The sequence below is a fragment of the Dactylosporangium sp. NPDC000521 genome (genome assembly GCF_042898305.1).
In the GTDB taxonomy this organism is placed as follows: Bacteria; Actinomycetota; Actinomycetes; order Mycobacteriales; family Micromonosporaceae; genus Dactylosporangium.
The window spans coordinates 570,285-593,697 of record NZ_JBIAYW010000006.1; the positions used below are offsets into that span (position 1 = coordinate 570,285).

The following is a 23,413-nucleotide window of genomic DNA, read 5'->3' on the forward strand; positions in this document are numbered from 1 at the left end:
TCCTTGGATCACGCCACCAAGACCAGCACCCGCCAACCAGAACACTGACCAGCACCTCACGCACGATCCGCCCGCCCCGCTGGCCGCGCCCCGCCATCGCTCGCCGCCCCGACGCTGCCCGCACCCCACCCACACCGTTGATCCAAGGACGAATCCGGCCGTGCGGGCAGCCACGGCCGTCCTTGGATCACGTCAACAGGGCCAGCGCCCGTCAACCAGGGCATTGGCCAGCGCCTCATCCAGTGGGCATCGCACGACGACGCCGCTGGCACAGGAGGTGCCGACGTCGCGATGCAGCAGGCCGCGAGCCGGCGCGGCGAACACGTGCCGACCCCGCCGGACTGCGATGACCGACGGGCACGCACCACGGCGGCCGCGGGTTTCAGAAGCTTCGCTCCGGCACAGTCACCGCCGTCGTTCGGTCATCGCGCCACGGGTACAACAAACCTGGGTATCGGCCGACATCTCATTGAGGGCCGAGGAGAGCACCCCGGGCAGGCAGGCAAGGCGCCGCCCGCCCGGGGAGCGGAGGTTACTTGTGGCGGTTGTACATGCGGGGCGACTTGGACTTGGCGCCCTTGCCGCCGGAGCTCTTGCCGCCGCCGTGCTGCTGGACGCCGGGCGGGAGGGAGCGGTTGGCCTGGGCGCGGCGGATCGCTTCGAGCGGGTTGCGCGGGGGCGCTTCCTCGGCCTCGGTGGCGGTGGTGTTGTCGGGCTGGTTGTCTGCGGTACCGGCAGGCATGGCGTCTCCTTCGCGGATGACTGACGCGGAAGTACCTTCCGCGGGAAGGTGAACGGGGACGTTGACAGGCGTCAGCCGCGCAGCGGTCGAAGCGGGAGCCGAGCGAGACCCCACCGGTGAAGGGGGAGGTCGAGCGGGAACCCACAACGGGGGCCGCCAAAGCAGACCCGTCACAGGGGTCGCGGCGGCACGCGCGGCGTCAGTGGGCTCAGAAACGCATGCGCCTACGGTAACACGGTTCACAGCTCCCCGGTGAGATACCGCTGCACGGTCGCGCCCACCTGGGTCACCAGCGTCGAGGGCGTGGCGGCGACGACGGGCGGCAGGCGGAGGATCTGCCGGCAGAGGGCGAGGCCGAGCATCTGGGTGGCGACCAGGCCGGCCCGCATGGCGGCCTCGGCGGGGTCGGGGCAGACGGCGAGCGCGACCGGAGCGACCTGCGCGGCGAAGATGTCCCGCAGCCGCGACGCGGCGGTGTCGTCGGTGGCGGCGGAGCGCAGCAGGGTCAGCAGCGCGTCGTCGGCCGGGTCGCCCTCCCAGCGCTTGATGAAGTGCGCGACGAGCGTCTCGCCGAGCCGGTCGCGCGGGATGCCGGCCACATCGGGCAGCCGCAGGTCCACGTCGACGGCGGCGGCGAAGAGCTGGGCCTTGTTGCCGTAGTAGCGCATGACCATCGACGGGTCGATGGCGGCGTCGGCGGCGATCGCCCGGATCGTGGCCCGCTGGTAGCCGTCCGCCGCGAACCGCTCCCTGGCCGCCCGGAGGATCGCCGCACGGGTGGTGTCGGACCTGCGCTGGGAAGACATGCCCACAACCGTAGGCCTACAAGCGTTGACAGGAAAGTCAACACGTGTTGGCATTGACGGGTGTACGACGTGATCGTGGTCGGCGCGCGGCCGGCCGGCGCGGCGACCGCCATGCTGCTGGCCCGGCGCGGGGTCAGGGTGCTCGCGGTCGACCGGGCCAGGTTCCCCAGCGACACGCTGTCGACGCACCAGATCCAGCCGTCCGGCACCGAACGCCTGCGGCGCTGGGGGCTGCTCGACAGGCTGATCGCCGCCGGTACACCGGCGACCGGAAGCGTGCGGTTCGACATCGGCGGCACCGTCCTGCAGGGCCGGTTCCCGCAGGGCGCCCTGTACAGCCCGCGGCGCACCGTCCTCGACGCGATCCTGGTCGACGCGGCCAGGGAGGCGGGGGCCGAGGTGCGGGAGGGGTTCCACGTCGCCGGCCTGATCAGGGACGAACGAGGCGTCGCAGGCATCCGGGGGCGCGACGGCACCGAGCTCCGCGCGCCGGTCGTCATCGGCGCCGACGGCAAGCACTCGCTCGTAGCGAAGGAAACCGCGAAGGAAACCGCGAACGAGGAAGCCGCGAACGAGGGAGCCGCGCCGGTACAGCGGGCCGTGCCCCCCAGGACGGTCGCCAGCTACTCCTACTGGGAGGGCGTCGAGCAGCGGCACGGCGAGCTCTACCACCGCCCCGGCCGGGCGGTCGCCGCGTTCCCGACCAACGACGGCCTCACCATGGTGTACGCCGCCGCGCCGGTCGACGAGTTCGGCGCCTGGCGCACCGACGTCGAGGGGCACCTCCTCGAGACGGTGGACCGCTGCGGCGACCTGGGCGAGCGGGTCCGGGCCGGCCGGCGGGTCGAGCGCCTGCGGACCACCGTCGACCTGCCCAACGTGGTCCGCCGGGCGCAGGGCCCCGGCTGGTTCCTCGCCGGCGACGCGGGCCTGGTGATGGACCCGGTCACGGCCCAGGGCATCGGCAACGCCCTCGCGGACGCCGAGCTGCTGGCGGAGTCGATCACCACCGGCAGGACGGACTACCAGCAGCGGCGCGACGAACAACGACTGCCGATGTTCGAGCTGACCACCCGGCTGGCCGCGCTCCGGCCCGCGAAAGGGCTCGACAAGGTGCTGCTGAAGGGCATCGCGCGGCACCGGAGGAGCACGGAGCGGTTCCTCGGCGTGTTCGCGGGCACGGCCCCAGTGGGCTGGTTTCAGCGCGCCCGGGGGTGAGCGGTCGCGTAGACCTCGCGGAGCTTGTCGACGGTGACCAGCGTGTACACCTGCGTCGTGGTCACCGAGGCGTGCCCGAGCAGCTCCTGCACCACGCGGATGTCGGCGCCGCCGTCGAGCAGGTGCGTGGCGAACGAGTGGCGCAGCGTGTGCGGTGACACCCCGTGCGGACCGTCGACCGGCAGCCCCGCCCGGACGGCCGCCTTGCGCAGGATCGTCCACGCGCTCTGCCGCGACAGGGCGCCGCCGCGGGCGTTGAGGAAGACGGTGGGCGTGCCGGTGCCGTTGGCGACGAGCGTCGGCCGGGCGCGGATCAGGTACACGTCCATGGCGGTCCGCGCGTAGCTGCCCATCGGCACGAGGCGGGTCTTGCCGCCCTTGCCGCGCAGCGTGACGAGGCCGTGGGTGCCGGTCAGGTCGAGGTCGTCGACGGCGATGCCGACGGCCTCGGAGATGCGGGCGCCGGTGCCGTACAGGAACTCCAGCAGCGCCTGGTCGCGCAGCCCGAGCGGCCCGGCGTCGGCGGCGGTGGCGAGCAGCCGCGACACCTGGTCGACGTCGAGGGCCTTCGGCAGCCGCTTCGGCAGCGACGGCGGCTTCACGTCCCGCGACGGGTCGGTCGGTGCGAGCCCTTCCAGCAGCAGGAACCGGTGCAGCCCCCGGACCGCGCTCGCGGCCCGCGCCGCCGACGACGCCGACAGCGGCGGATGCTCGCCACCGTCCTGGAGGTCGCCGGCCCGCAACGCCGCGACGTGCCCGGCGATGTCCCGGGCGCCGACGTCGGCGAGGTCGCAGATCCCCCGGGTGGCGAGCCAGTCGACATAGCGGTCGAGGTCGCGCCGGTACGACGCCAGGGTGTTCTCGGCGAGCGCCCGCTCGACGGTCAGGTGGTCCAGGTACACGTCGACGGCCTTGCGCAGCAAGGACGCGTCGGTGGACGCGGGCACGCCAGACGCCGCGGCCAGAGCAGGGGACCCGTCGATGGACGCAGGCACGCCGGCGGCCGCCGCGGCCGGAGAAGGGGACGCGGGCACGCCGGCAGCCGCCACAGCCGGAGAAGGGGACGCGGGCACGCCGGCGGCCGCCACGGCCGGAGCGGGGGCCGCGGCGGCGTCCGCCGGCTCGATCGTCACCGTCTAGGCCAGCACGTCCGCCAGCGCGAGGTGGTCCATCCCGTGCGCGTCGGCGACCGGTCCGTAGGTCACGTGGCCCTCGTGCGTGTTCAGCCCGAGCGCCAGGGCCGGGTCGCGGCGCAGCGCGTCCCGCCAGCCCCGGTTCGCCAGCTCCAGCGCGTACGGCAGGGTCACGTTCGTCAGCGCGTACGTGCTGGTGTGCGGCACCGCGCCCGGCATGTTCGCGACGCAGTAGAAGATCGAGTCGTGGACCCGGTAGGTCGGCTCGGCGTGCGTGGTCGGGCGGGAGTCCTCGAAGCAGCCCCCCTGGTCGATCGAGATGTCGACGAGGACGCTGCCGGGCTTCATCCGCTTCACGAGGTCGTTGGTGATGAGCTTCGGGGCCTTCGCGCCCGGCACGAGGACCGCGCCGATGACGAGGTCCGCGTCGAGGACGGCCCGCTCGATCTCGTAGCTGTTGGACGCGACGGTCTGCAGGTGCCCCTGGTAGATCGCGTCGGCGCCGCGCAGCCGCGAGATGTTCTTGTCCAGCAGCAGCACCTCGGCCTGCATGCCGAGCGCGATCGCGGCCGCGTTGAGGCCGGAGACGCCCGCGCCGATGACGACGACCTTCGCGGCGTAGACCCCGGACACCCCGCCGAGCAGCACGCCGCGACCGCCGCCGGCGCGCATCAGGTGGTACGCCCCGACCTGCGGCGCCAGCCGCCCGGCGACCTCCGACATGGGGGCGAGCAGCGGCAGCGAACGGTCGGTGAGCTCGACGGTCTCGTACGCGATGCCGGTGACCTTCCGGTCGACCAGCGCGTCGGTGCACGCCTTGGAGGCGGCCAGGTGCAGGTAGGTGAAGAGGACCTGCCCCTCGCGCATGCGGTGGTACTCCTCGGCGACCGGCTCCTTGACCTTCAGGACGAGGTCGCCGGCGGCCCAGGTGTCGTCCGCGGTCGGCAGGATCCGCGCGCCGGCCTCCTGGAACTCCTGGTCGGTGATCGAGGAGCCGTCACCGGCACCGGCCTCGATGAAGACCTCGTGCCCGTTCGCGGCGAGCTCGTGGACTCCTGCCGGGGTGATCGCCACCCGGTACTCGTGGTTCTTGACCTCGCGTGGGACTGCGACCTTCACGTCTCGTGACCCCTCTCCACCAGCGACGACGGTGACGCTGCGTGTACCAGCGGCAGTCTATGGCGCGCAGACCGCCCACGAAGGCAGCACAGTGTGAACTCCTCCGCAGCCGGATTGACACAGTGTTGCCTTCTCCGGTAGGTCCGCGGGCGAAACACCCCCGCAAGGCTGATCTATGCTGTGCGGCCATGACCGTCTACGGCGGACCCCGCCCGACCTCGCCCGCGACGCCCGGTGGCCCTGGTGGATCCGGCGGACCGCCGCGTGTCAAGCCGGACCCGCTGCTCTTCGGCGCGTTCGGCTTCCTGGTCGTGGCCGTCGTCGTCGGGCTGGTCCTCGCGTTCCAGGGCGGCGGCAGTGGCAGCGGCCAGCCGAGCGCCGCCGAGCGGGCGACCGGCGCACCCGCCGAGCAGGCTCCGTCGCAGGCCGCGCCGACGTCCGCGGCTCCCCCGCCGCCGTCGAGCGCCGCCCCGTCGTCGGCCCCGCCGCAGGCGCTGATCCCGGCGAAGCCGACCCTGCTGCGCGCGTCGCACTCCAGCCTGTGCATGCAGGCCCAGGAGGGCAACGGCGGGGTCGCCACCCAGATGCCCTGCGACAACAACCCGACGCAGGTCTGGATGCCGCAGTCGGTCGGCGGCTCGCGGGACGTCTTCGCGTTCGTCAACACGAAGGACAACCGCTGCCTCGACGTCAACGGCGGCTCCAAGGACAACGGCGCGCAGATCCTGCAGTGGGACTGCCACGGCGGCCCCAACCAGCAGTGGCGCCTGCAGCGCGACGGCGACGGCTTCCGGTTCGTCAGCATGAACAGCGGCCGCTGCATCGGCGTCGACTCCGGCAGCCCCGCCCCGGGCGCCGCCGTCCGCCAGTGGGACTGCGACAACTCCGCCAACCAGCGCTGGCAGCTGCCGACCTGACCGGCCGCTACAGCGCCGCGATGTCGCGGGACTCCAGGATCCGCTCGGGCGCGCCGGACCGGGCGACGTGCAGCATCGCCCGGCCGATCTGCTCGGTGCTGGTGGCGATGCCCGGGGCGAAGCGGACCAGGGCCGCGCTCAGCGGGGTCAGGACCGTGTAGAGCACGCGGAACAGGCGGACCTTGGACACCGCGCCGTGCATCGGCCGGATGAACCCGGGCCGGAACATGTAGGCCCGCAGGTCCATGGCGAGCAGCGCCTCCTCGGTGGCGCCCTTCACCTGCGCCCACTTCGCGCGGCGGCCGGAGCCCGTGCCGGCGCCGGACACGTAGACGAACGTCGAGCCTGGTGACACCGCCCTGGCGGCGGCGAGCGTGTAGTCGACGGTGATCCGCCGGTACACCTCCTCGGACATGCCGACGGAGGAGACGCCGAGGCAGAAGAAGCAGGCGTCGTAGCCGGCGAGGGGGACGCCGGTGAAGTCGGTGAAGTCGGTGTGCAGGGTCTCGCGCAGCTTCGGGTGGCGCTGGCCGGTCATGGTGCGGCCGACGACCAGGACCTCGGTGACGTCGTCGGCCAGGAGGCACTCACGGAGGACGCCCTTGCCGACCATGCCGGTGGCGCCGAAGACGATGGCCCTCATGCCGACATCATCCCCTCATGGCCGCAGCACGGACAGCGTGGCGCCTTTGAGCGTGGTGTACAGGTCGGAGTCGGTGAAGTCGGGGCCGGTCTCCTCGCCGATGTAGACGTCGACGTGCTTCGAGCCGCCCAGGCCGGGCGTGAACTCGTCGACGATCGTCCACGTCGGCGCCTTGAGCTTCGCGCACACGTCGGCGGTGACCTCGGCGGTGCCGCAGCGCAGCACGCTGAAGCGGGCGCCGGCGCGCAGCACGTCACCGTCGGCGGCCGCCGACACCCAGGGGACGAGCGGGCGACCGGCGGTGTCCCGCGGGGCGGTGTCCATCCAGTACCCGGTGTCGTAGGACCAGTTGAGGTACCGCCCGTCGGCGGTGCGGCCGGTCCCCTCGTCCTTGACGGCCTTCACGAACGACGCCGGGAACGTGCCGAGGTCCCGCTGGTCGCGCCCCTTCCGGCAGTCGATCGTGGGGCAGCCGGTGACCTGCTGGGACGCGCCGCCGTGCAGGGTCGCGACGGCCGTGTAGTAGACGGTGACCTCCCACCCGCCGGATGTGACCGGACTCGCGCCGGGCGCGACTGTCGGCACACCCGACATGTCGGAGATGCCGGGCAGTGCGCCGGTCTGCGGCGGGTGCCCCGGCGTCTCCGAGGGGTCGGCCGCGGGTGGGGTGGCCGGCGAGGCGCACCCCGACAGCAGCGCGCACAGGAGCAGCAGGTGAGCCCGGACCACACCCTGATCTTCTAATCCTGAGGGCGGCGCCGCTCCTGTTTCCGCAGCGACGTGAAGCGCTTGTCGGTCAGCCGCCGCTCGATCGCACCCTTTGAGGGCTTTGTCCGTTTGCGTGGCCGGGGCGGCGGCGCGATCGCCTGCGTGATCACCGCCACCAGGCGCTCCTCGGCCGCGCGCCGGTTCTGCAGCTGCGAGCGGTGCTCCGAGGCGACGATCGAGAGCACCCCGTCGACGAGCCGGTTGCCGAGCCGCTGCAGGGCGCGCTCCTTCAGCGGCTCGGGCAGCGCCTGGGTCCCCGCCAGGTCGAACCTGAGCTCGACCCGGGAGTCGGTGGTGTTCACCGACTGCCCGCCTGGCCCGCCGGAGCGGCTGAACCGCCACGCCAGCTCGGCGCGCGGCAGTGCAATGTCGTCGGTGACCCGCAAGTCGTCGTCCACGCCGTCAAGAATGCGGGTTACGGAGTGCATCTTGCACTCCAGGGTGACTTCGACGGTTGTTTAGGATCGGCTCGGGGTACTCTCGGCTCGTCGCAGCGGGGACGCAGCGGAAAGGTGACACTGTGGCTGATGCCGTCGAGACGGCGCTGCTGGTCGAAGAGTTCGACGCTGATCAGATCACCCCGGTGCGCCACGCCGTGAGCCGGTCGGCCGCCGCCGTCGGCCTGCTCGGGCAGCGCCTCGAGGACTTCGTCCTGGCCGTCAACGAGATCGTCACCAATGCCGTGCGCCACGCCGGCGGGCGCGGCGCGGTGCGGCTGTGGACCCTCGACGGCGTCCTGCTGTGCGAGGTCACCGACAAGGGCTCCGGCATCCCCGCGGAGCGGCTCGACGGTCAGACGCTCCCACCGAGCTACGCGGTCAGCGGCCGCGGCCTGTGGCTGGCCAGGCATCTCGTCGACGAGGTCACGGTCCTGTCGACGCCGGCGGGCACAATTGTCACGCTTCGCAGCGCATTGGCGGGTTAGCATCCTGATCGTGCTCCGCCCCTCCTACCCCATCCGGACCGAACGGCTCACGCTGCGCCCGTTCGCCGAGCGCGACTTCGCCGACCTGCACGCTCTCACCGGCGACCCGGAGGTCGTGCGGTACCTGTACTGGGACGTCCACGACGAGGAGATGACCCGGGCCTCGCTGAAGAACCGGATGGCCCAGGACGCGCTCACCGAGGAGGGCCAGTGGCTGGTCCTCGCGATGGACCTCGACGGGCGGGTGATCGGCCAGGTGGTGCTCAAGTGGGAGAGTGCGCAGAGCCGGCAGGGCGAGCTCGGCTTCGTGCTGCACCCCGACTTCCAGGGCCGCGGCTACGCCCGCGAGGCGTCCGAGGCGATGCTGCGGCTCGGCTTCGAGGAGCTCGGCCTGCACCGCATCTGTGGCAAGTGTGACACCCGCAACGTGCCGTCGTGGCAGCTGCTCTCGCGGCTCGGGATGCGCCGCGAGGCACACTTCGTCGAGGACGAGCTGTTCAAGGGCGAGTTCGGCGACCAGTACGTCTACGCCATGCTCGACCGCGAGTGGCGGGCGCGTCAGACCTCGTCCACGTAGAGCCAGGCGCCGCCTTCCTTCACGAAGCGGCTCGTGTCGTGCATCACTCCGGGCTTGCCGTCGGCCTCGTACCGCGCCTTGAACTCGACCGTGCCCTCGGTGTCGAAGAGCCCGCCGCCGGTGCGGTTCAGGATGTGCAGGCCCTTCCAGTGCTGCCCGTCCTCGACCGTCAGCAGCCGCGGCCGGGTCTTCTCGTGCCAGGTGCGCAGCAGGAAGTCGCGGTCGCCGACAACATACGCGCTGTACCGGGCGCGCATGAGCAGCTCGGCGCTCGGCGGCGCGTCGGTGCCCCGGTGGAAGCGGCCGCAGCAGTCGTCGTAGGGCTCGCCGAGCCCGCACGGGCAGAGCCGGGACGGCGGTTGGGTGGACGGTGGCATCTCAAGATTGTCCACGATGCCGCTGCGGGCTCACACCGCGGACACGCTTGAACGCGGCACTCAGCGCGAACGCACCCCCGTAGCCCACCCTCCTCGCCACGGCGCCGAGGGTCGCGCCGGGCTCCAGGAGCAGGTCGGCGGCGAGCGCCAGGCGCCACCCGGTCAGGTACGCCATCGGCGGCTCCCCCACGACCTCCGTGAACCGCCGCGCGAGCAGCGCCCGCGACACGCCGACCTTCTCCGCGAGGACCGCGACGGTCCACGGGTGCGCCGGGTTGTGGTGCAGCAGCGTCAGGGCGGGCCCGACGACCGGGTCGGCCTGCGCCCGGTACCAGCCCGGCGCGCCCTCCCCGGCCCGGTCCAGCCAGCTCCGCAGCGCGGAGATGAGCATCAGGTCCAGCAGCCGGTCCAGGACCGCCTCCTGCCCGGCCCGGTCCTTGGCGATCTCCTGCGCCAGCAGCGGGACGAGCGGCCCTTCCTCGCGCACCACGATGGCGTCCGGCAGGGCGTTGAGCAGTCGCCGGCCGACCTCGCCGGCCAGCTCGTAGGCGCCGGTGATGACGAGCGTCGGGCCGTCGGCGTCGGTGCCCCAGGTGCGCACGCCCAGGTGCATGACGTCGGCGAGGTCCCTGCCGTCGGGCGTGGTGCACCGCTGCCCCGGATGGATGATGATCTGCGGGTCGGTGCCGGGCGGGTCGGCCACGGTGTAGTGCCCCGGCCCGCGGATCACCATGACGTCCCCTGGACCGATCTTCCGGATCTCTCCGTCGTCGGGGATGTACGTGGCTTCGCCGCGCACCATCGCAACCAGAGCGAGGGGTGCCTCGTCGCGGATCCGCAGTGACCACGGCGGCGTCAGCACCGACCGCAGCAGGAACGCCCCGCGGGCTCTCGGCCCGTCGAGCAGTGCCGTCAACGCGTCCACACCGTAGACGATGACACATGCATCGGCGATGCTCGGCCATGGTGCGTCTGCGGGTACACCGGATTCACTGATACGCATGGAACAGTTGCGCAGCGTCGTCCTCGCCACCGCCACCCTGCTCGCCGGCCTGTCCGCGGGCGTCTTCTTCGCCTACTCCACGTCGGTCATGCCCGCCCTCGGCCGCGTCGAGGACCGCACGTTCGTCGAGGTCATGCAGAAGATCAACACGGCGATCCTCAACGGCTGGTTCCTGACCGCCTACGTCGGCGCCCTGCTCGCCGCGATCGCCGCCGTGCTGCTCCACCTCGGCGGCTCGCACCGGCCGATGCTGCCCTGGCTGATCGCGGCGACGCTCCTGTACGCCGTGGTCTTCATCGTCACGGCGGCGGTCAACGTGCCGCTCAACGACCAGCTCGACGCGGCCGGCCTGACCGACCCGGCGGCGGCCCGGGCCGCCTTCGAGGCGTCGTGGAACCGCTGGAACACGGTCCGCACGGTCTCCTCGGCCGGCGCCCTGCTGACGCTGGCCGTCGCCCTGCTGAAGCACTGACCACCCGCTCCCATGATCCGGAAGACGTGTGATCGCCAGGGCGACAAGATCTCTTCCGGATCATGGGAACCAGGTCAGGTGGCGGTCGAGACCGGGCGGAGGGGCTTCCAGCCGCGGTCGCGGGCGTGGGCGGCGCCGAGGACGCCCACCATGCAGGCGGCGTTGGTGATCTCGCCGCTCAGGGCCATCCCGACCGCCGTGTCGAGGTCGACCCAGTGCAGCTCCAGCTCCGCCTCCTCGTGGGTGCGGGCGTGCCGGTCGGCCTCCGGCACCGGCGAGATGTCCCGGGCCAGGAACAGCCGGATCTTCTCGTTGGAGCAGCCGGGCGACGGGTGCACCTCGGCCAGGAGGTCCCACGTCGCGGCGGTGAGGTCGACCTCCTCGGCGAGTTCGCGGGCCGCCGCGTCGACCAGCGGCTCGCCCTCCACGTCGACGAGGCCCGCGGGCAGCTCCCACAGCACCTGCCGGACCGCCGGCCGGTACTGCCGGACCAGTGCCACCCGCCCGTCGGTGTCCACCGCGACCACGCCGACCGCGCCGACGTGCACCATGTAGTCGCGCAGCGCTGAGCCGCCGCCGGGCATGACGACGTCGTCGGTGAAGATCGCGAAGACCTTGTTGCGCAACCGCTCGGTGTGCGACAGCACCTCATAGGTCATGCGTCGACCGTTTCGAGCTCGACGGGCAGGCGGTCGGCGGCGTTGTAGGCGACCGCCGCGCCGACGAACCCGGCGAAGAGCGGGTGCGCGCGGGTCGGGCGGCTCTTGAGCTCCGGGTGGGCCTGGGTGGCGACGAAGAACGGGTGCAGCTCCCGGTCCAGCTCGACGAACTCGACCAGCCTGCCGTCCGGCGACGTGCCGGAGATGCGCAGCCCGGCGGAGGTCATGGCCTCGCGGTAGGCGTTGTTCACCTCGTACCGGTGGCGGTGCCGCTCCGACACCTCGGAGGCGCCGTACGCGTCGGCCGTGAGCGTGCCGGGGGCGAGGACCGCCGGGTAGGCGCCGAGGCGCATCGTGCCGCCCAGGTCGCCCTTGCCGGCGACGATGTCCTCCTGGTCCGCCATGGTGGAGATGACCGGGTCGGTGGCGTCGCCGTCGAACTCGACGGAGTTGGCGCCGGCGAGGCCGCCGACGTTGCGCAGGACCTCGATCGTCATGCACTGCAGGCCCAGGCACAGGCCGAGGGTCGGGATGCCGTGCTCGCGGGTGTACTGCGCGGCGCCGATCTTGCCTTCGATGCCGCGGACGCCGAAGCCGCCGGGGATGACGACGCCGTCGACGCCGGCGAGGGCCTGGGCGGCGCCGGCCGGGGTGGTGCAGGTGTCGCTCGGCACCCAGCGGATCTCGACCCGGGCGCGGTGCGCGAAACCGGCGGCGCGGACGGCCTCGGTGACGGACAGGTACGCGTCGGGCAGGTCGACGTACTTGCCGACGATCGCGACGGTGACGGTCTGCCGCGGGTGGTGGACCCGCTCGAGCAGGTCGTCCCACTTCTTCCACGCCACGTCGCGGAAGGACAGGCCGAGGCGGCGCACGACGTACGCGTCCAGGCCCTCCTCGTGCAGGACGCGGGGGATGTCGTAGATGCTCGGCGCGTCGGGCGCGGACACGACCGCCTCGGCGTCGACGTCGCAGTACAGGGCGAGCTTGTTCTTCGTCTTCTCCGGGATCTGCCGGTCGGAGCGGCAGACGAGCGCGTCGGGCTGGATGCCGATGCTGCGCAGCGCGGCGACGGAGTGCTGGGTCGGCTTGGTCTTCAGCTCGCCGCTCGGCGCGAGGTACGGCACGAGCGACACGTGCAGGAAGAAGCAGTTGTCCCGGCCGATGTCGTGGCGGACCTGGCGGATCGCCTCGAGGAAGGGCAGCGACTCGATGTCGCCGACGGTGCCGCCGACCTCGGTGATGACGACGTCGGGGGCGGTGCCGTCCGGGCCGGGCGCCGACATGGCCCGGATGCGGGCCTTGATCTCGTTGGTGACGTGCGGGATGACCTGCACGGTGTCGCCGAGGTACTCACCGCGCCGCTCCTTGGCGATGACCGCCGAGTAGATCTGCCCGGTGGTGACGTTGGCGTTGCGGGACAGGTCCTGGTCCAGGAACCGCTCGTAGTGACCGATGTCGAGGTCGGTCTCGGCGCCGTCCTCGGTGACGAACACCTCACCGTGCTGGAACGGGTTCATGGTGCCGGGGTCGACGTTGAGGTAGGGGTCCAGCTTCTGCATGACGACCCGCAGACCGCGGGCGCTGAGGAGACTGCCGAGGCTGGAGCCGGTCAGACCCTTGCCGAGTGAGGAGGCGACGCCCCCGGTGACGAAGATGTGCTTAGCCTGCCGGCTCGCACCGGTCCGTGTCGAAGAGCGATCCACGGGAGTTCAGCCTAACAGCAGGTGAACGACCCCGCTCCTGACACACCGGGGGGCCCAGCCTGCGGGAAAGTCACCGGGTGCGGTCGTCGGCGTGGTCGAGGACGCGCAGGCACGCGAGGACGGTCAATGGCGCGGCGGTGGCGAGGGCGGCACCGAGGACGTTGAGCGACACCCCTTCGATGACCCCGGCGAGCAGGCTGGCCAGCACCAACCCGGCCAGGGCGCCCCGGACCGGCGGGAACACGCCGAGCAGCCGGCGGAACCCGCCCCAGTCGCTCAGCAGCACGAACGTCACGTAGAGGACGGTGCCGATGACCAGGATGGTGAGCGGGCTGGTGACGGTTGTCACCACGTTGGCCTCGCCGATGCGCCGGGCGATGTAGCCGACGGTGCCGTCCTGGGTACGCACGAGAAGCCGCCCGACGCTGCTGAGCTGCGCCTCGGGGCGGAAGAGGTCGATGACGCCGATCCCGGCGGTGACGGCGAGCGCCGCGGCACCCGCCCAGGCCAGGCGGGTGAACGTGAGCCAGCCGCCGACGGCCAGCGCGGCGGCCGCGCACACCCCGGCGGTCAGCGCGACCGCCCCCGAGGCGTCGGCGCCGAGGAACGGGCTGCCGATGACGACCAGTCCGGCGCCGCCGACGACGGCCACGACGAACGGCCGCCACCGCCGGTCGAAGCGCTGCGCCATGCTGGCGCCGCCGAGCAGCACGCCGGTGACGAGCAGCCCGAGGCCGATGACGCCGACGCCCGCGTAGCGCCCGCCGGCCGCGGCGGAGTAGCCGGCGACGCCGTTGAGCTGCAGCCGCGCCCCGGTGAGCACGTCGAGGGCGACGGCGAGCGCGCCGACGGCCGCGACGCCGCCGAGCGGGGCGTTGGCGCGGCTGCGCGAGGAGGTGAGCGCGATGACGGCGGTGGCGACGGTGAGCGCGGCGAGGGTGACGCCGCCGAACCCGAGGCCCGGTGACGACCACCGCCACCAGGGCAGCAGGTCGGCGACGAGCGCGGCGGGCACGGCGAGCGACGCGGCGATGAGCAGCACCTCGGCGGTGCGCACGACGATCCGCGGGGCCGGCGGGTGCGCGACCGGGCCGGCCGGCCGGCGGGCCCACCGCAGCAGCGGCACGACGAGCACGAACAGGGCGAGCTCGGCGACGACGAGGAGCGTGAAGAACGACGAGCCGACCCGCTGCTGGACGCTGGCTTCGCGGTCGGCGTCGGCGAGGCGTTCGACGGCCCGCTCGACGGAGGCCGGCCGGCCGTCGCTCATGGTGGCGGCGCCGCCGGCGAAGAGCTTGCCCGGGATCGGCCGGTCCAGCGCCGAGAGGGCGGTCGGGGCGAGGTCGACGACCTGCACGTACCCGGGCCGGGAGGTGGACGGCGAGGTGAGCCAGCCGCCGGTGTAGCCCGGGCCCTGCGCGATCGCGACGTGCAGGCGGCTGCTGGCGTCCAGGTCGGAGAGGCCGGCGAGCACGACGACGGCGCGGTCGGGGCGGTTGGCGATGACGGCGGCCAGCCCGGCGTCGGCGCGGCGGGCGTCGGAGGCGCGGGAGGCGGCGTCGCTGCCGGCGATCTGGCCGAGGTCGACGATGGTCAGCGCGCACGCGGACAGGAGGTCCTCGTCGACGGCGTCGGCGTAGCGGTCGACCCGCCCGTACGGCCTGGCGGCGGCGACGGCGGCGCCCGGGCCGACGGCCGTGGTGCAGCGGACGCCTTCGGCGAGCGCGCCCGGCTGCGCGCCCCAGTGCAGGGCACGGTTCTTGGCGACGACCCCGCCGAGGTCGGGCAGCGACGCGCCGGTCCTGGTCTCGTCGGCCGAGATCGACACCTGCAGCGGCGGGCACGTGGACGTGATGGGGCCGGTGGTGAACGTGGCGTAGTTGCCGGCGCCGAGCGTGAGCCAGCCGTCGCCGGCGCAGGTGACCCGCCGCGCGGAGCGCACCGACAGCGCGCCGATGGCGCCGTGCTCGGCCAGCTGCCACATGGTGGGGGTGTCGGTCGGGTTGACGTCGTCCCAGCGCAGCCCGGCGACCCCGACGATGATCACGTAGTCGGCGGACGGCGGGACGGCCTCGGCGGCGGGCCGCGGGATGAGGGCGAGCAGCGCGATGAACCCGACGAGCAGGGACAGCAGCGCCGGGGTGAAGCGGTGCAGCCGGTGCCGCATCAACGGTCCCCGCGGGTGCGCAGTTGCGCGTACACCGCCTCGACCTGATCCAGGGTGTCGCGCTCGGTCGGCCAGGTGGCGGCGCGGGCCTGGCCGCGCTTGCCGAGCGCCTCCAGCTCCTGCGGGTCGGCGAGCAGCGCTTCGGCGGCGGCGGTGAAGCCTTCGACGTCGTGCGGCTCGACCAGCCGGGCGCCGTCGCCGACGACCTCCGGGATGCCGCCGACGGAGGTCGCGAGCAGCGGTACACCGGCAGCGAGGGTCTCCTGGACGAACAGCGGCTGCCCCTCCCACACGCTGGTGACCACGACCAGGTCGGCGGCGGCGAGCAGGTCCGGGACGTCCTCGCGGTAGCCGAGCAGGTGCACGGGCGCGTGCTCGGCGGAGATCCGCTGCGCGAGGGTCATGTAGGACGGGCCGCTGCCGGCGATCGCCACGTACGGCTGCGGCTCCGACCACCGCGCGGCGACCAGGTTCTCGAAGCCCTTCTGCGGGTGCAGGCGGCCGACGGCGAGGACGAGCGGCCGGCCCTCCTCGACGCCGAGCTCCTCGCGGACCTCGTCGCGGGTGCGGACGGGCGGCGGCAGGACGGGCGCGGGCACGAGCGCGAGCCGGACGTCGCGGCCGCCGAGCTCCCGGATCCGCTCGACGAGGTCGGTGGAGACGCCGAGGGCGACGTCCGCGGTGCGGGCGACCCGGCGCTCGAGCGGGTGGTAGAGCTTCGCCCGCAGGCCTTGGGCGAGGACGAGGTTGTGCCAGGTGACGACGAGCGGGGTGCCGGCGGGCCGGGCGAGCGCGGCGACGAACCCGGCGCGCAGCCCGTGCGCGTGGATGACGTCGACGTTCTTCAGCGACCGGCGCAGCGCCCGGACGGCGAGGACGTCACCCGGCTGGGGACTGGCGGGGATCTCGACGGGCAGGAACCGCGCGCCGCGCCGTGAGAAGCCGAACTGCTCGTCGGTGGCGGCCGGGCCGTGCACGCTGACGTCGTCGCCGCGACCGGCGAGACCGTCGACGAGCATGCCGACGTGCCGTCCGACGCCGCCGGTGCTCGACGCCAGGACCAACGCGATTCGGGCGGCTCCCACCTCAGCCCCTTCTGTGTCTGAGCCGCTGCAGGGTCCGCCGGTCCATGACCGCCACCCCGGCGAGGAACACCACCGCCACCGCGACTCCGCACAGCATGCCCTGTGCGATCGCGGCGGGCACACCTGGGGTGCCGCCGCTCCAGACGGCATTTCTGAGCATCAATGCCACGGTCGCGGCGACGGCTGCCGATGTGGCGGCGGCGGCGGTGGTACGAGCGGCGCCCGCGACCGCTTCGACCCCGGCCCGGGCGCGGACGGTCAGCCAGAGCGCGGTCGCGAGCACGAGCATGCCGATCGAGTTGGCCGCCGCGAGGGCGGCGACGCGCCGGTCGAGCGGCAGCGCGACCGCGAGCGGCACGGCGGTGGCGGCGACGACGGCCCAGCCGAGGCCGGTCGCCCAGGCGGCGGGGTACGCGTTCCCACCCGCGTACAGGGCCCTCGACAGCAGCGCGAACAGCCCGTAGCCGACCAGCCCGGGGGCGAACCAGGTGATGCCGCCGGCGAGCTGCCCGATGTCCGGCGGTCTCGACGACAGCTCGGCGAGCACGACCGCGACCGGCTCGGCGAGCACGACCAGCGCGGCCGCGCCGAGGAACGTGACGACGACCACGGTCCGCAGGGCCGGCGCGAGCGCCTCCGCGAACCCGCGCCGGTCCTTCGCCTCGCCGGCCTCCGCCAGCCCCGGGTACGCGGTCGTCGCCACCGGCACGGCGAGCACCGCCCATGGCAGCAGGTAGATCGTCTGCGCGAGGCTGTAGACGACGACGGCGCCCTTGCCGGCGTAGCCGCTGAGCGCGATCGCGAGCCCGAGCACCAGCTGCTGGCTGCCGACGGTGACGATCCCGGCGACGACGAGCGGCTTCAGGGTGCGCACCCCGCCGACGTCGAACCTCAGCGTCGGGCGGAGCGTCAGGTCGAGCCGGCGCAGCGGGATGAGCAGGCTGAGCGTCAGGACCGCGACCGCGAGGGTGGTGCCGCCGGACAGCAGCCACAGGTCACGGTCGTCCACCTGGCCGAGGTCCGCGCCGCGCCCGGCGAGCCGCCCGAACGTCACGTACACCGCCATCACCGTCACGCTGGACAGCAGCGGCGCGATGACCGGCCACGCGAACCGCCGGTACGTCTGCAGGGTGCCCGTCAGCACGATGCCGATCCCGTACAGCGGCAGCTGCGGGGCGAACACCCGCAGCATGTCGGCCCCGGCGTCGACGGCCCCGGCCGGCTGCCCGGGCATCAGCAGCCCGACGAGCGGCCGGGCGAGGAGCGCGACGAGGACCGTCATCGGCACGAGCAGCAGCAGCACCCAGCCGAGCAGCGCCGACACGGTCCGCGCCACCGCCTGCCGGTCCTGGCGGGCCACCGCCCCGGCGAGCAGTGGCACCACGAGGCTGGCGAGGGCGCCGCCGGCGACGAGCTCGAAGATGATGTTCGGGATGGTGTTGGCCGCGGTGTACGCGTTGCCGAGGTACGTCGGCCCGACCGACCAGTTGAACACCAGAATGCGCGCAAACCCGGCAATCCGGCTCAGCATGGTGAGCCCCGCGACCAGCGCCGCGGCACCGACCAGCCGCTTCCCCGTCACCCGTCGCGACGTGGTCTCGGTGACGGCTTCGGCTTCTCCGGTACGGCCATCCTGGCCGCTTCGTCGGCTGCCGTCCCGGACCCGTCCCCCTCTTCGACGTCCGGCGCGGCGGGTGGGGTGGCCATGGCGGGCGGGGCGGTGGGCTTCAGCCGGCCGAGGTGGTCGAGCACGCGCAGCGCCGGGGTCCTCTCGATGACCTGCGTGAAGCTGACCTTCTCGCTCGCCGCGGTCAGCGCGACCAGCCCCGCGAGCGCGGCGAGCCGGCCGAACGTGCCGGCGCGGGCCACGTACGCGGTGCCGAGCACGGCGCCGAGCGCGTTCGCCCCGGCGTCGCCGAGCATGATCTCCTCGCCGAGGTCGTCGGCGATCAGCGCTCCGGCGGCCCCGAGCGCCCCGGCCGCGACGCCGCCGCCCTTGCCGGCCGCGAGCGGCGCGCCGACCAGCATGCCGGCCTTGATCGCCCGCCCGGGTCGCAGGTCCAGCAGGTTGAACAGGTTCGCCGTGCCGGCGATGACGCCCGCCCCGAGCAGCACGTCGACGGCCCGCCGCCGGGGCAGCAGCGCCGCCGCCACCAGTCCCGCGGCGCCGACCCCGGCGATCTTCACGAGGCCGCTGGTCACCCGGCCTTCCCGCAGCGCGCCGAGGTGGCCCTGGAAACCCTTGGCCGAGTGCTCGGGCCGCCCGCCGACGAGGTCGTCGTAGAGCCCGACCGCTCCCGCGCCGAGCCCGGCGACCGCCGCGGCGCCCATCACGGCGGGCCCCCGCCCGGTCAGCCGCACCTTCGCCCGCTGACCGCCCCGACCAGCCCGGCCGGCCCGGCCGGCCCGGCCGCGGCGCTGCCTCGGCGGTGTCGCGGCCACCGGCTCCTCCGGCGCGTCCGGCTCCCGCCCGCCGTCCACGGCGTCAGCGGCCCCGTCGGCGGACCCGATGAGCCGTCCCGCGGCGCGCCCAGTGGCGCGTCCGGCCCCGCGTCCGGCCCCGCGACCGGTGGTGCCGCTGGCCCCGCGACCGGTAGTGCTGCCGGCTCCTCGGGTGGTGGAGCGGCCGGCGGCGCCGAGGACCGCGCCCGCGGCGGCGCCGAGGGCGAGGGCGGGGCCGCCGGCGAGGGAGACGGTGCGGCCGCGGAAGTTGGTGCGGTCGAGGGCCGGAAGGCCGCGCAGCTCACGCAGCGCGGCCCTGGCGGCGGCCGCCCCCGCGGCGGCGGCGAGCAGCTTACGAACCACTGACCACACCCGCCGTCTTGGGCAGCAGGCTGCTGGCGCCGCTGCCGATGCCGTAGTGGCCGGTCTTGCCGCCGATCCGCTCCACGAGGGCGAGGGCGGCGGCGACCTGGCCATTCGCGGTGACGGCGTTGTCGACCGTCGACACGCTCTTGGCGATCGAGGCGTCGTCGCGGACCGCGGACACCAGGCCGTTGGCGGACAGCCCGGCGACCACCATGTCGTTGGACAGCGCGAGGGCGAAGCGGCTCACGACCGTGAGGGCGACCGCGTTGCGCTCCTTCGCGTCCTTGCCGCTGGCGGGCGCGCCGGCGATGACGATGACCGCGTCCGCCGGGGTCTTCAGGTCGCCGTTGATGCCGATCCAGCCGCCTGCCTCGTACGCCGACAGGACCTTCCTGGTGCCGTCGATCTGCGGGGTGCCGGGCTTGTCGGCGACCAGGACCGCGGCGAGCAGCGCGGCCGACGTCTCCTGGCCCTTGCCGTTGTTGGGCAGGGCGCCGCTGATCGCCGGCGGCGCCGAGGACTCGGCGAGGTCGAGCAGGTTATCGTCGCTGGACGCGGCGGTGAACTTCTCCTTGATCGTGACCGTGCCGGTGACCTTGGCGCCGGCGGTCTGCAGCATGCCGGCGATGCCGTCGGCGGCGGTGTCGACGTCCTTGTCGCTGCCCTCGATCTTGACCAGCAGCACGTTGCGCCCCGGGAGCTTGCCGTTGAGCAGCATCGGGGCGACCTCGGTCGCGAAGTCCGCGTTCTTCTTCAGCTCCTCCCGGGACTGGTCCAGGTCGTCACGGAGTTGCTGCTTCTCGTCGGTGATCTTGTTCACCTGGTCGTTGAGCTGGTCGGCGAGCGGCCCGTTCGCCGCCGCGGTCCCGACGACGAGGCCGATGGCGAGCGCCAGGAAAACGGCGGCCAGCGACACCACGTGGTACCGGAAGTTGATCACAGGAAACGGTCCCGTCCAGAAAGAAGCAGCGCCCGGTCGAGCGGCGCTAGGAGAACAGCGTGAAGATCAGGTTGTCCCACCACTCGGCGATGACGCTCAGATACGCCCGGCCGATCGTGGTCACCGCCAGCGCCGCCGCCATCGCGGCGATCGCCGAGGCCAGCAGCAGGATCAGCGACGACCCCGACAGGCTCTGCCGGTAGAGCCGGCTGACGCCCTTGGCGTCGACCAGTTTGCCACCGAGCTTCAGCCGGGTGAGGAAGGTGGAGGCCATGCCGCCGCGACCCTTGTCGAGGAACTCGATCAGGGTGTTGTGCGTGCCGACCGCCACGAGCAGCGAGGCGCCCTTCTCGTCGGCGAGCAGCATCGCGATGTCCTCACTCGTCGCCGCCGCCGGGAACGTGATCGCCTCCACACCCAGCCGCTGCACGCGCGCCAGCCCGGGCGCCCGCCCGTCGGGGTAGGCGTGCACGACCACCTCGGCGCCGCAGCGCAGCACGTCGTCGGAGACCGAGTCCATGTCACCGATGATCATGTCCGGCGTGTAGCCGGCCTCGACCAGCGCGTCGGCCCCGCCGTCGACCCCGATCAGCACGGGCTTGTACTCGCGGATGTAGGGCCGCAGCACGTCGATGTCGGCCTTGTAGTCATAGCCGCGGACCACGATCAGGCAGTGCCGCCCGGCGATCTCCGTCTGGATCTCGGGCACGCCGACGCCGTCGAGCAGCAGCGCGCGCTCCTGCTTCAGATACTCCATCGTGTTGGCGGCGAACGCCTCCAGCTGCACCGACAGGCCCTCGCGGGCGTCGGCCATCGACAGCGCGACCGTCTCCGCGTCCTGCCGCTGCCCCTTCGCGACCGCGTCCTCACCGACATACACGGTGTCGCCGTCGATGCGGACGGTCTCGCCCTCCCGCAGCCGCTCGAACAGCTCCTCGCCGAGGTCGTCGACGAGCGGGATGCCCGCCTTGATCAGCCCCTCGGGACCCAGGTTGGGATAGCGGCCCGACACCGACGGCTTCGCGTTGAGCACCGCCGCGACCCCTGCCGCGACGAGCGAGTCGGCGGCGACGCGGTCGAGATCGACGTGGTCGATGACCGCGATCTCACCGGGGCGCAGCCGGCCCACCAAGCGTTTGGTCCGCCGATCCAGCCGCACGACGCCACCGATGACACCCGGCTCGGCGGGCCGGGTGCGGCGCAAGGTTGGAAGTCGCATCTCAACCATCCTGGCATGGACCCCTGACAAAAGCCGCGCACGACATGTCCACTACCAGGTGGAAGGGGACCTTTCGGCACGGGGTGATGCCAGTCACTCTGCCCGACTGTCAGCCAGACGACACATTTTCCGCGTATTCACGACGGCTCCGGGCCCCTCTAGTCCGTGGAAACAACGGAAGGAGTCGCAGTGAGCCTCTCGTCGATCAGCCTGACCCTGGTCCCCAATCTCACCGGGAAGTCACCCACCGAGGCGGCCACCGAGCTGCGGGCCGCCGGCCTCGAGCTAGGTGTGATCCGCGAGGTGGGCCCCAGCGGCACCATGATCGTCCTGGAACAGTCGACGCTGCCGCTCACCGTCGCGCCGCGCGGCACCAGGGTCAACCTCCTCATCGGCCTACCGTGAGCCGTCCTGCTGCTCGCGGAGGCCCTGCTCGCGAACGCCCTGCTCGCGGAGGCCCTGCTCTCGGGCACCCGCTGAGGTGACCCGGCGGAGCGCTTCGGCGACCAGCAGGAGCGCCGCCGCGCCCGCGTAGGCGAGCAGCAACGCCTGCCAGGGCCGCCCGTCGAGGAACCGCCCGGACGCGTACCCGATCGACCCGGCCATGACCGCCCACACGCTCACCCCGACGGCCGTCCACGCCTGGAACCGCCCCGCGGGGTAGCCCACCACCCCGGCGGCCAGGGCCGACGCGGACCGGCCACCCGGCAGGTACCTGGCGAACACGAGCACCTGGCCGCCCCGTTCGGTCAGGGTGCGCCGCGCCCACGCGTACACCTGCTGCCCACGCCGCCTCGTCAGCAGCCGCCGCAGCACGCCGGCCCCCGCCCTGACCCCGATCCGGAACGACACCACGTCCCCCGCGAACGCCCCGGCCGCCGCGGCGACGATGACCAGCCAGATCGCCGGCCGGCCCGCCTGCGCGGACAGCACCGCGACCGCGATCAGCGTCGACTCGCTCGGCGACAACGGCACCACGGCGTCCAGCGCGGCCACCACGAACACGACCAGCACCACCCACGGCGTCGCCGCGAACGACTCAACGAGGTCCCGCATCGCCCGACTGTCCCCTGACGCGCCGAACATCGACCGTCGTGCGGACGACCATCACCCGTCGGTTTCGATACGTCCCGTCTGCTCCACCGTCGCGTACCAGCCGAAACACGCCGCCGTCCCGAGCTGCCCGACCGCCGTCCGGTAACGCCCCGCGAGGGTCCGAAGCAGCCCGCGGTCCAGGTCCCCCGGCGCCTCGGGGTCGAGCGCGGGCACCACGCATCGCGGTGTCGGCAGCTGTACCCGCAGCCGCACGCCCCCGACCGCCACCGTCTCTCCTGGCGCGGGGTCCTCCGGCAGCTCCAGCACCAGGTTCGGCCGGAACCGCCGATGGTCCACCGCCGCACCGTGCACCTCCGCGAGCCGCCGCAACGCCCCGGTCGTCACGACGTGCACCGCCCCGAAGTCGTGAAACCGCCCGCTGCCGATCTCACTGAGCACCTCGGTGCCGCCCGCCGTCCCACCCGCCGCCGCCCAGGACGGGATCATGCCCCGCTCCTGCGGCCAGTACCGCCGCAGCACCGCCCCCTCAGGCACCACATCGGTCACCGTCACGGCCCGCCCCAGCCACGCCGACAGCAGCCCACCGGCCGTCTCGTCGAGCACCGCCGACTCCCCGCCGGGCACCCGCACCCGGCCACCCGCGGCGCGGACCTGCAGCAGCCGCCCCCAGAGCCGGGGCTGCTTCGCGCTGACCACCACCCCGTCCTCATCGACACAGGCCCACCGCCGGTCCCCCACCACCCCGTGCGCCCCGACCTCAACCGCTCCGAGCCGCTCCCCTCCTGCGGACTTCATCGCGTACCGCCAAACCTCCACCACCCGCACCCGCCCCATCCGAAGCCCCCCATGACCCGGTGAAGAACTACCGCACAACACGCACCCAGCAGCCACCCTCATGATCCGGAAGAGAAATTGCCGCCAGGACGACCACAAGTCTTCCGGATCACGGAAACCACCCCGCCACCAAACGCGACCAGCCACACAACACGCCCAGCGGACAACCTCATGATCCGGAAGAGAAGTTGCCGCCAGAGCGACCACAAGTCTTCCGGATCATCGGCGTTGGCCCGATG

Annotated in this window: 24 protein-coding genes and 2 pseudogenes; 6 read left to right on the forward strand and 20 right to left on the reverse strand. The window is 73.1% G+C overall.

Features of this window, described 5'->3' with window-relative positions; all coding sequences use genetic code 11:
• Window positions 1-532: 532 nt before the first annotated feature.
• Window positions 533-742: a hypothetical protein gene (locus tag ACFY3L_RS22775; RefSeq protein ID WP_389327249.1), complete on the reverse strand. Its 210-nt coding sequence runs from the start codon at window positions 740-742 to the stop codon at window positions 533-535.
• A gap of 239 nt (window positions 743-981) precedes the next feature.
• Window positions 982-1,548 carry a TetR family transcriptional regulator gene (locus ACFY3L_RS22780; RefSeq protein WP_389327252.1) on the reverse strand — a complete coding sequence of 189 codons (567 nt, stop codon included), beginning with the start codon at window positions 1,546-1,548 and terminating at the stop codon, window positions 982-984.
• Window positions 1,549-1,608: 60 nt separating this feature from the next.
• Between ACFY3L_RS22780 and ACFY3L_RS22785 the strand changes: the two genes are divergently transcribed.
• Complete coding sequence (locus ACFY3L_RS22785) at window positions 1,609-2,766, forward strand: NAD(P)/FAD-dependent oxidoreductase (RefSeq protein WP_389327255.1); 1,158 nt, start codon at window positions 1,609-1,611, stop codon at window positions 2,764-2,766.
• Here the strand turns inward: ACFY3L_RS22785 and ACFY3L_RS22790 are convergent.
• Both ACFY3L_RS22790 and ald read right to left on the reverse strand, forming a co-directional pair.
• A complete protein-coding gene (locus ACFY3L_RS22790; protein WP_389327371.1) occupies window positions 2,748-3,731 on the reverse strand; it encodes a site-specific tyrosine recombinase XerD in 984 nt (327 codons plus the stop codon). The two genes, ACFY3L_RS22785 and ACFY3L_RS22790, sit on opposite strands and share 19 nt — an antisense overlap.
• Before the next feature lie 171 nt (window positions 3,732-3,902).
• A complete protein-coding gene (gene ald, locus ACFY3L_RS22795; protein WP_389327258.1) occupies window positions 3,903-5,018 on the reverse strand; it encodes an alanine dehydrogenase in 1,116 nt (371 codons plus the stop codon).
• Between the two features lie 188 nt (window positions 5,019-5,206).
• Here ald and ACFY3L_RS22800 point away from each other — a divergent pair, with 188 nt between their 5' ends.
• The gene (locus ACFY3L_RS22800; protein ID WP_389327260.1) at window positions 5,207-5,935 is read left to right on the forward strand and encodes an RICIN domain-containing protein; all 729 of its coding nucleotides are present in this window, start codon (window positions 5,207-5,209) and stop codon (window positions 5,933-5,935) included.
• 7 nt (window positions 5,936-5,942) lie between these two features.
• Here ACFY3L_RS22800 and ACFY3L_RS22805 read toward each other — a convergent pair whose 3' ends face one another.
• From ACFY3L_RS22805 to arfB, 3 genes are read right to left on the reverse strand one after another with little or no spacing between them, the layout of a single operon-like run.
• Complete coding sequence (locus ACFY3L_RS22805; RefSeq protein ID WP_389327263.1) at window positions 5,943-6,578, reverse strand: epimerase; 636 nt, start codon at window positions 6,576-6,578, stop codon at window positions 5,943-5,945.
• A gap of 15 nt (window positions 6,579-6,593) precedes the next feature.
• Window positions 6,594-7,307, reverse strand: a complete 714-nt coding sequence (locus ACFY3L_RS22810) for a hypothetical protein (protein ID WP_389327266.1) — start codon at window positions 7,305-7,307, stop codon at window positions 6,594-6,596.
• A gap of 11 nt (window positions 7,308-7,318) precedes the next feature.
• Window positions 7,319-7,744, reverse strand: coding sequence for an alternative ribosome rescue aminoacyl-tRNA hydrolase ArfB (arfB, locus tag ACFY3L_RS22815; protein WP_389327269.1), 426 nt, complete (start codon window positions 7,742-7,744; stop codon window positions 7,319-7,321).
• A 122-nt stretch (window positions 7,745-7,866) separates the two neighbouring features.
• Between arfB and ACFY3L_RS22820 the strand changes: the two genes are divergently transcribed.
• Together ACFY3L_RS22820 and ACFY3L_RS22825 are read left to right on the forward strand one after the other, a co-directional pair.
• Complete coding sequence (locus tag ACFY3L_RS22820; RefSeq protein ID WP_389327272.1) at window positions 7,867-8,271, forward strand: ATP-binding protein; 405 nt, start codon at window positions 7,867-7,869, stop codon at window positions 8,269-8,271.
• 10 nt (window positions 8,272-8,281) lie between these two features.
• A complete protein-coding gene (locus tag ACFY3L_RS22825; protein WP_389327275.1) occupies window positions 8,282-8,848 on the forward strand; it encodes a GNAT family N-acetyltransferase in 567 nt (188 codons plus the stop codon).
• Here ACFY3L_RS22825 and ACFY3L_RS22830 read toward each other — a convergent pair.
• Window positions 8,830-9,225 carry a YchJ family protein gene (locus tag ACFY3L_RS22830; protein ID WP_389327278.1) on the reverse strand — a complete coding sequence of 132 codons (396 nt, stop codon included), beginning with the start codon at window positions 9,223-9,225 and terminating at the stop codon, window positions 8,830-8,832. The genes ACFY3L_RS22825 and ACFY3L_RS22830 overlap by 19 nt on opposite strands.
• Before the next feature lies 1 nt (window position 9,226).
• The gene (locus tag ACFY3L_RS22835; RefSeq protein ID WP_389327280.1) at window positions 9,227-10,150 is read right to left on the reverse strand and encodes an AraC family transcriptional regulator; all 924 of its coding nucleotides are present in this window, start codon (window positions 10,148-10,150) and stop codon (window positions 9,227-9,229) included.
• A gap of 76 nt (window positions 10,151-10,226) precedes the next feature.
• Between ACFY3L_RS22835 and ACFY3L_RS22840 the strand changes: the two genes are divergently transcribed.
• Complete coding sequence (locus ACFY3L_RS22840) at window positions 10,227-10,700, forward strand: DUF1772 domain-containing protein (RefSeq protein WP_389327283.1); 474 nt, start codon at window positions 10,227-10,229, stop codon at window positions 10,698-10,700.
• Window positions 10,701-10,774: 74 nt separating this feature from the next.
• Here ACFY3L_RS22840 and ACFY3L_RS22845 read toward each other — a convergent pair whose 3' ends face one another.
• From ACFY3L_RS22845 to steA, 9 genes and pseudogenes are all read right to left on the reverse strand, one after another.
• Window positions 10,775-11,359 carry an NUDIX domain-containing protein gene (locus ACFY3L_RS22845; protein WP_389327286.1) on the reverse strand — a complete coding sequence of 195 codons (585 nt, stop codon included), beginning with the start codon at window positions 11,357-11,359 and terminating at the stop codon, window positions 10,775-10,777.
• Window positions 11,356-13,065: a CTP synthase gene (locus ACFY3L_RS22850; RefSeq protein ID WP_389327289.1), complete on the reverse strand. Its 1,710-nt coding sequence runs from the start codon at window positions 13,063-13,065 to the stop codon at window positions 11,356-11,358. Before ACFY3L_RS22850 ends, ACFY3L_RS22845 begins: the two co-directional genes overlap by 4 nt.
• A 70-nt stretch (window positions 13,066-13,135) precedes the next feature.
• The gene (locus tag ACFY3L_RS22855; protein ID WP_389327292.1) at window positions 13,136-15,232 is read right to left on the reverse strand and encodes a hypothetical protein; all 2,097 of its coding nucleotides are present in this window, start codon (window positions 15,230-15,232) and stop codon (window positions 13,136-13,138) included.
• Complete coding sequence (locus ACFY3L_RS22860; RefSeq protein WP_389327295.1) at window positions 15,232-16,317, reverse strand: glycosyltransferase family 4 protein; 1,086 nt, start codon at window positions 16,315-16,317, stop codon at window positions 15,232-15,234. The genes ACFY3L_RS22855 and ACFY3L_RS22860 overlap by 1 nt, the downstream gene beginning before the upstream one ends.
• Window position 16,318: 1 nt before the next feature.
• A complete protein-coding gene (gene murJ / locus ACFY3L_RS22865) occupies window positions 16,319-17,899 on the reverse strand; it encodes a murein biosynthesis integral membrane protein MurJ (RefSeq protein ID WP_389327298.1) in 1,581 nt (526 codons plus the stop codon).
• Window positions 17,896-18,645: pseudogene (locus tag ACFY3L_RS22870) on the reverse strand (hypothetical protein); the annotation flags it as partial. The gene murJ and the pseudogene ACFY3L_RS22870, both read right to left, overlap by 4 nt.
• Before the next feature lie 189 nt (window positions 18,646-18,834).
• Window positions 18,835-19,122 (reverse strand): annotated as a pseudogene (locus tag ACFY3L_RS22875) (hypothetical protein); the annotation flags it as partial.
• Window positions 19,112-20,065: a copper transporter gene (locus tag ACFY3L_RS22880; RefSeq protein ID WP_389327301.1), complete on the reverse strand. Its 954-nt coding sequence runs from the start codon at window positions 20,063-20,065 to the stop codon at window positions 19,112-19,114. The pseudogene ACFY3L_RS22875 and the gene ACFY3L_RS22880, both read right to left, overlap by 11 nt.
• 46 nt (window positions 20,066-20,111) lie before the next feature.
• Complete coding sequence (steA, locus tag ACFY3L_RS22885) at window positions 20,112-21,284, reverse strand: putative cytokinetic ring protein SteA (protein WP_389327304.1); 1,173 nt, start codon at window positions 21,282-21,284, stop codon at window positions 20,112-20,114.
• A 189-nt stretch (window positions 21,285-21,473) separates the two neighbouring features.
• Between steA and ACFY3L_RS22890 the strand changes: the two genes are divergently transcribed.
• Window positions 21,474-21,689, forward strand: a complete 216-nt coding sequence (locus tag ACFY3L_RS22890; protein ID WP_389327307.1) for a PASTA domain-containing protein — start codon at window positions 21,474-21,476, stop codon at window positions 21,687-21,689.
• Here ACFY3L_RS22890 and ACFY3L_RS22895 read toward each other — a convergent pair.
• Together ACFY3L_RS22895 and ACFY3L_RS22900 are read right to left on the reverse strand one after the other, a co-directional pair.
• Window positions 21,681-22,340 (reverse strand): DedA family protein, encoded by a 660-nt coding sequence (locus ACFY3L_RS22895; RefSeq protein ID WP_389327310.1) that lies wholly within the window; start codon window positions 22,338-22,340, stop codon window positions 21,681-21,683. The genes ACFY3L_RS22890 and ACFY3L_RS22895 overlap by 9 nt on opposite strands.
• A gap of 51 nt (window positions 22,341-22,391) precedes the next feature.
• Entirely contained in the window at window positions 22,392-23,156 is a 765-nt protein-coding gene (locus ACFY3L_RS22900) for an MOSC domain-containing protein (protein WP_389327313.1), read from the reverse strand.
• Window positions 23,157-23,413 lie beyond the last annotated feature (257 nt).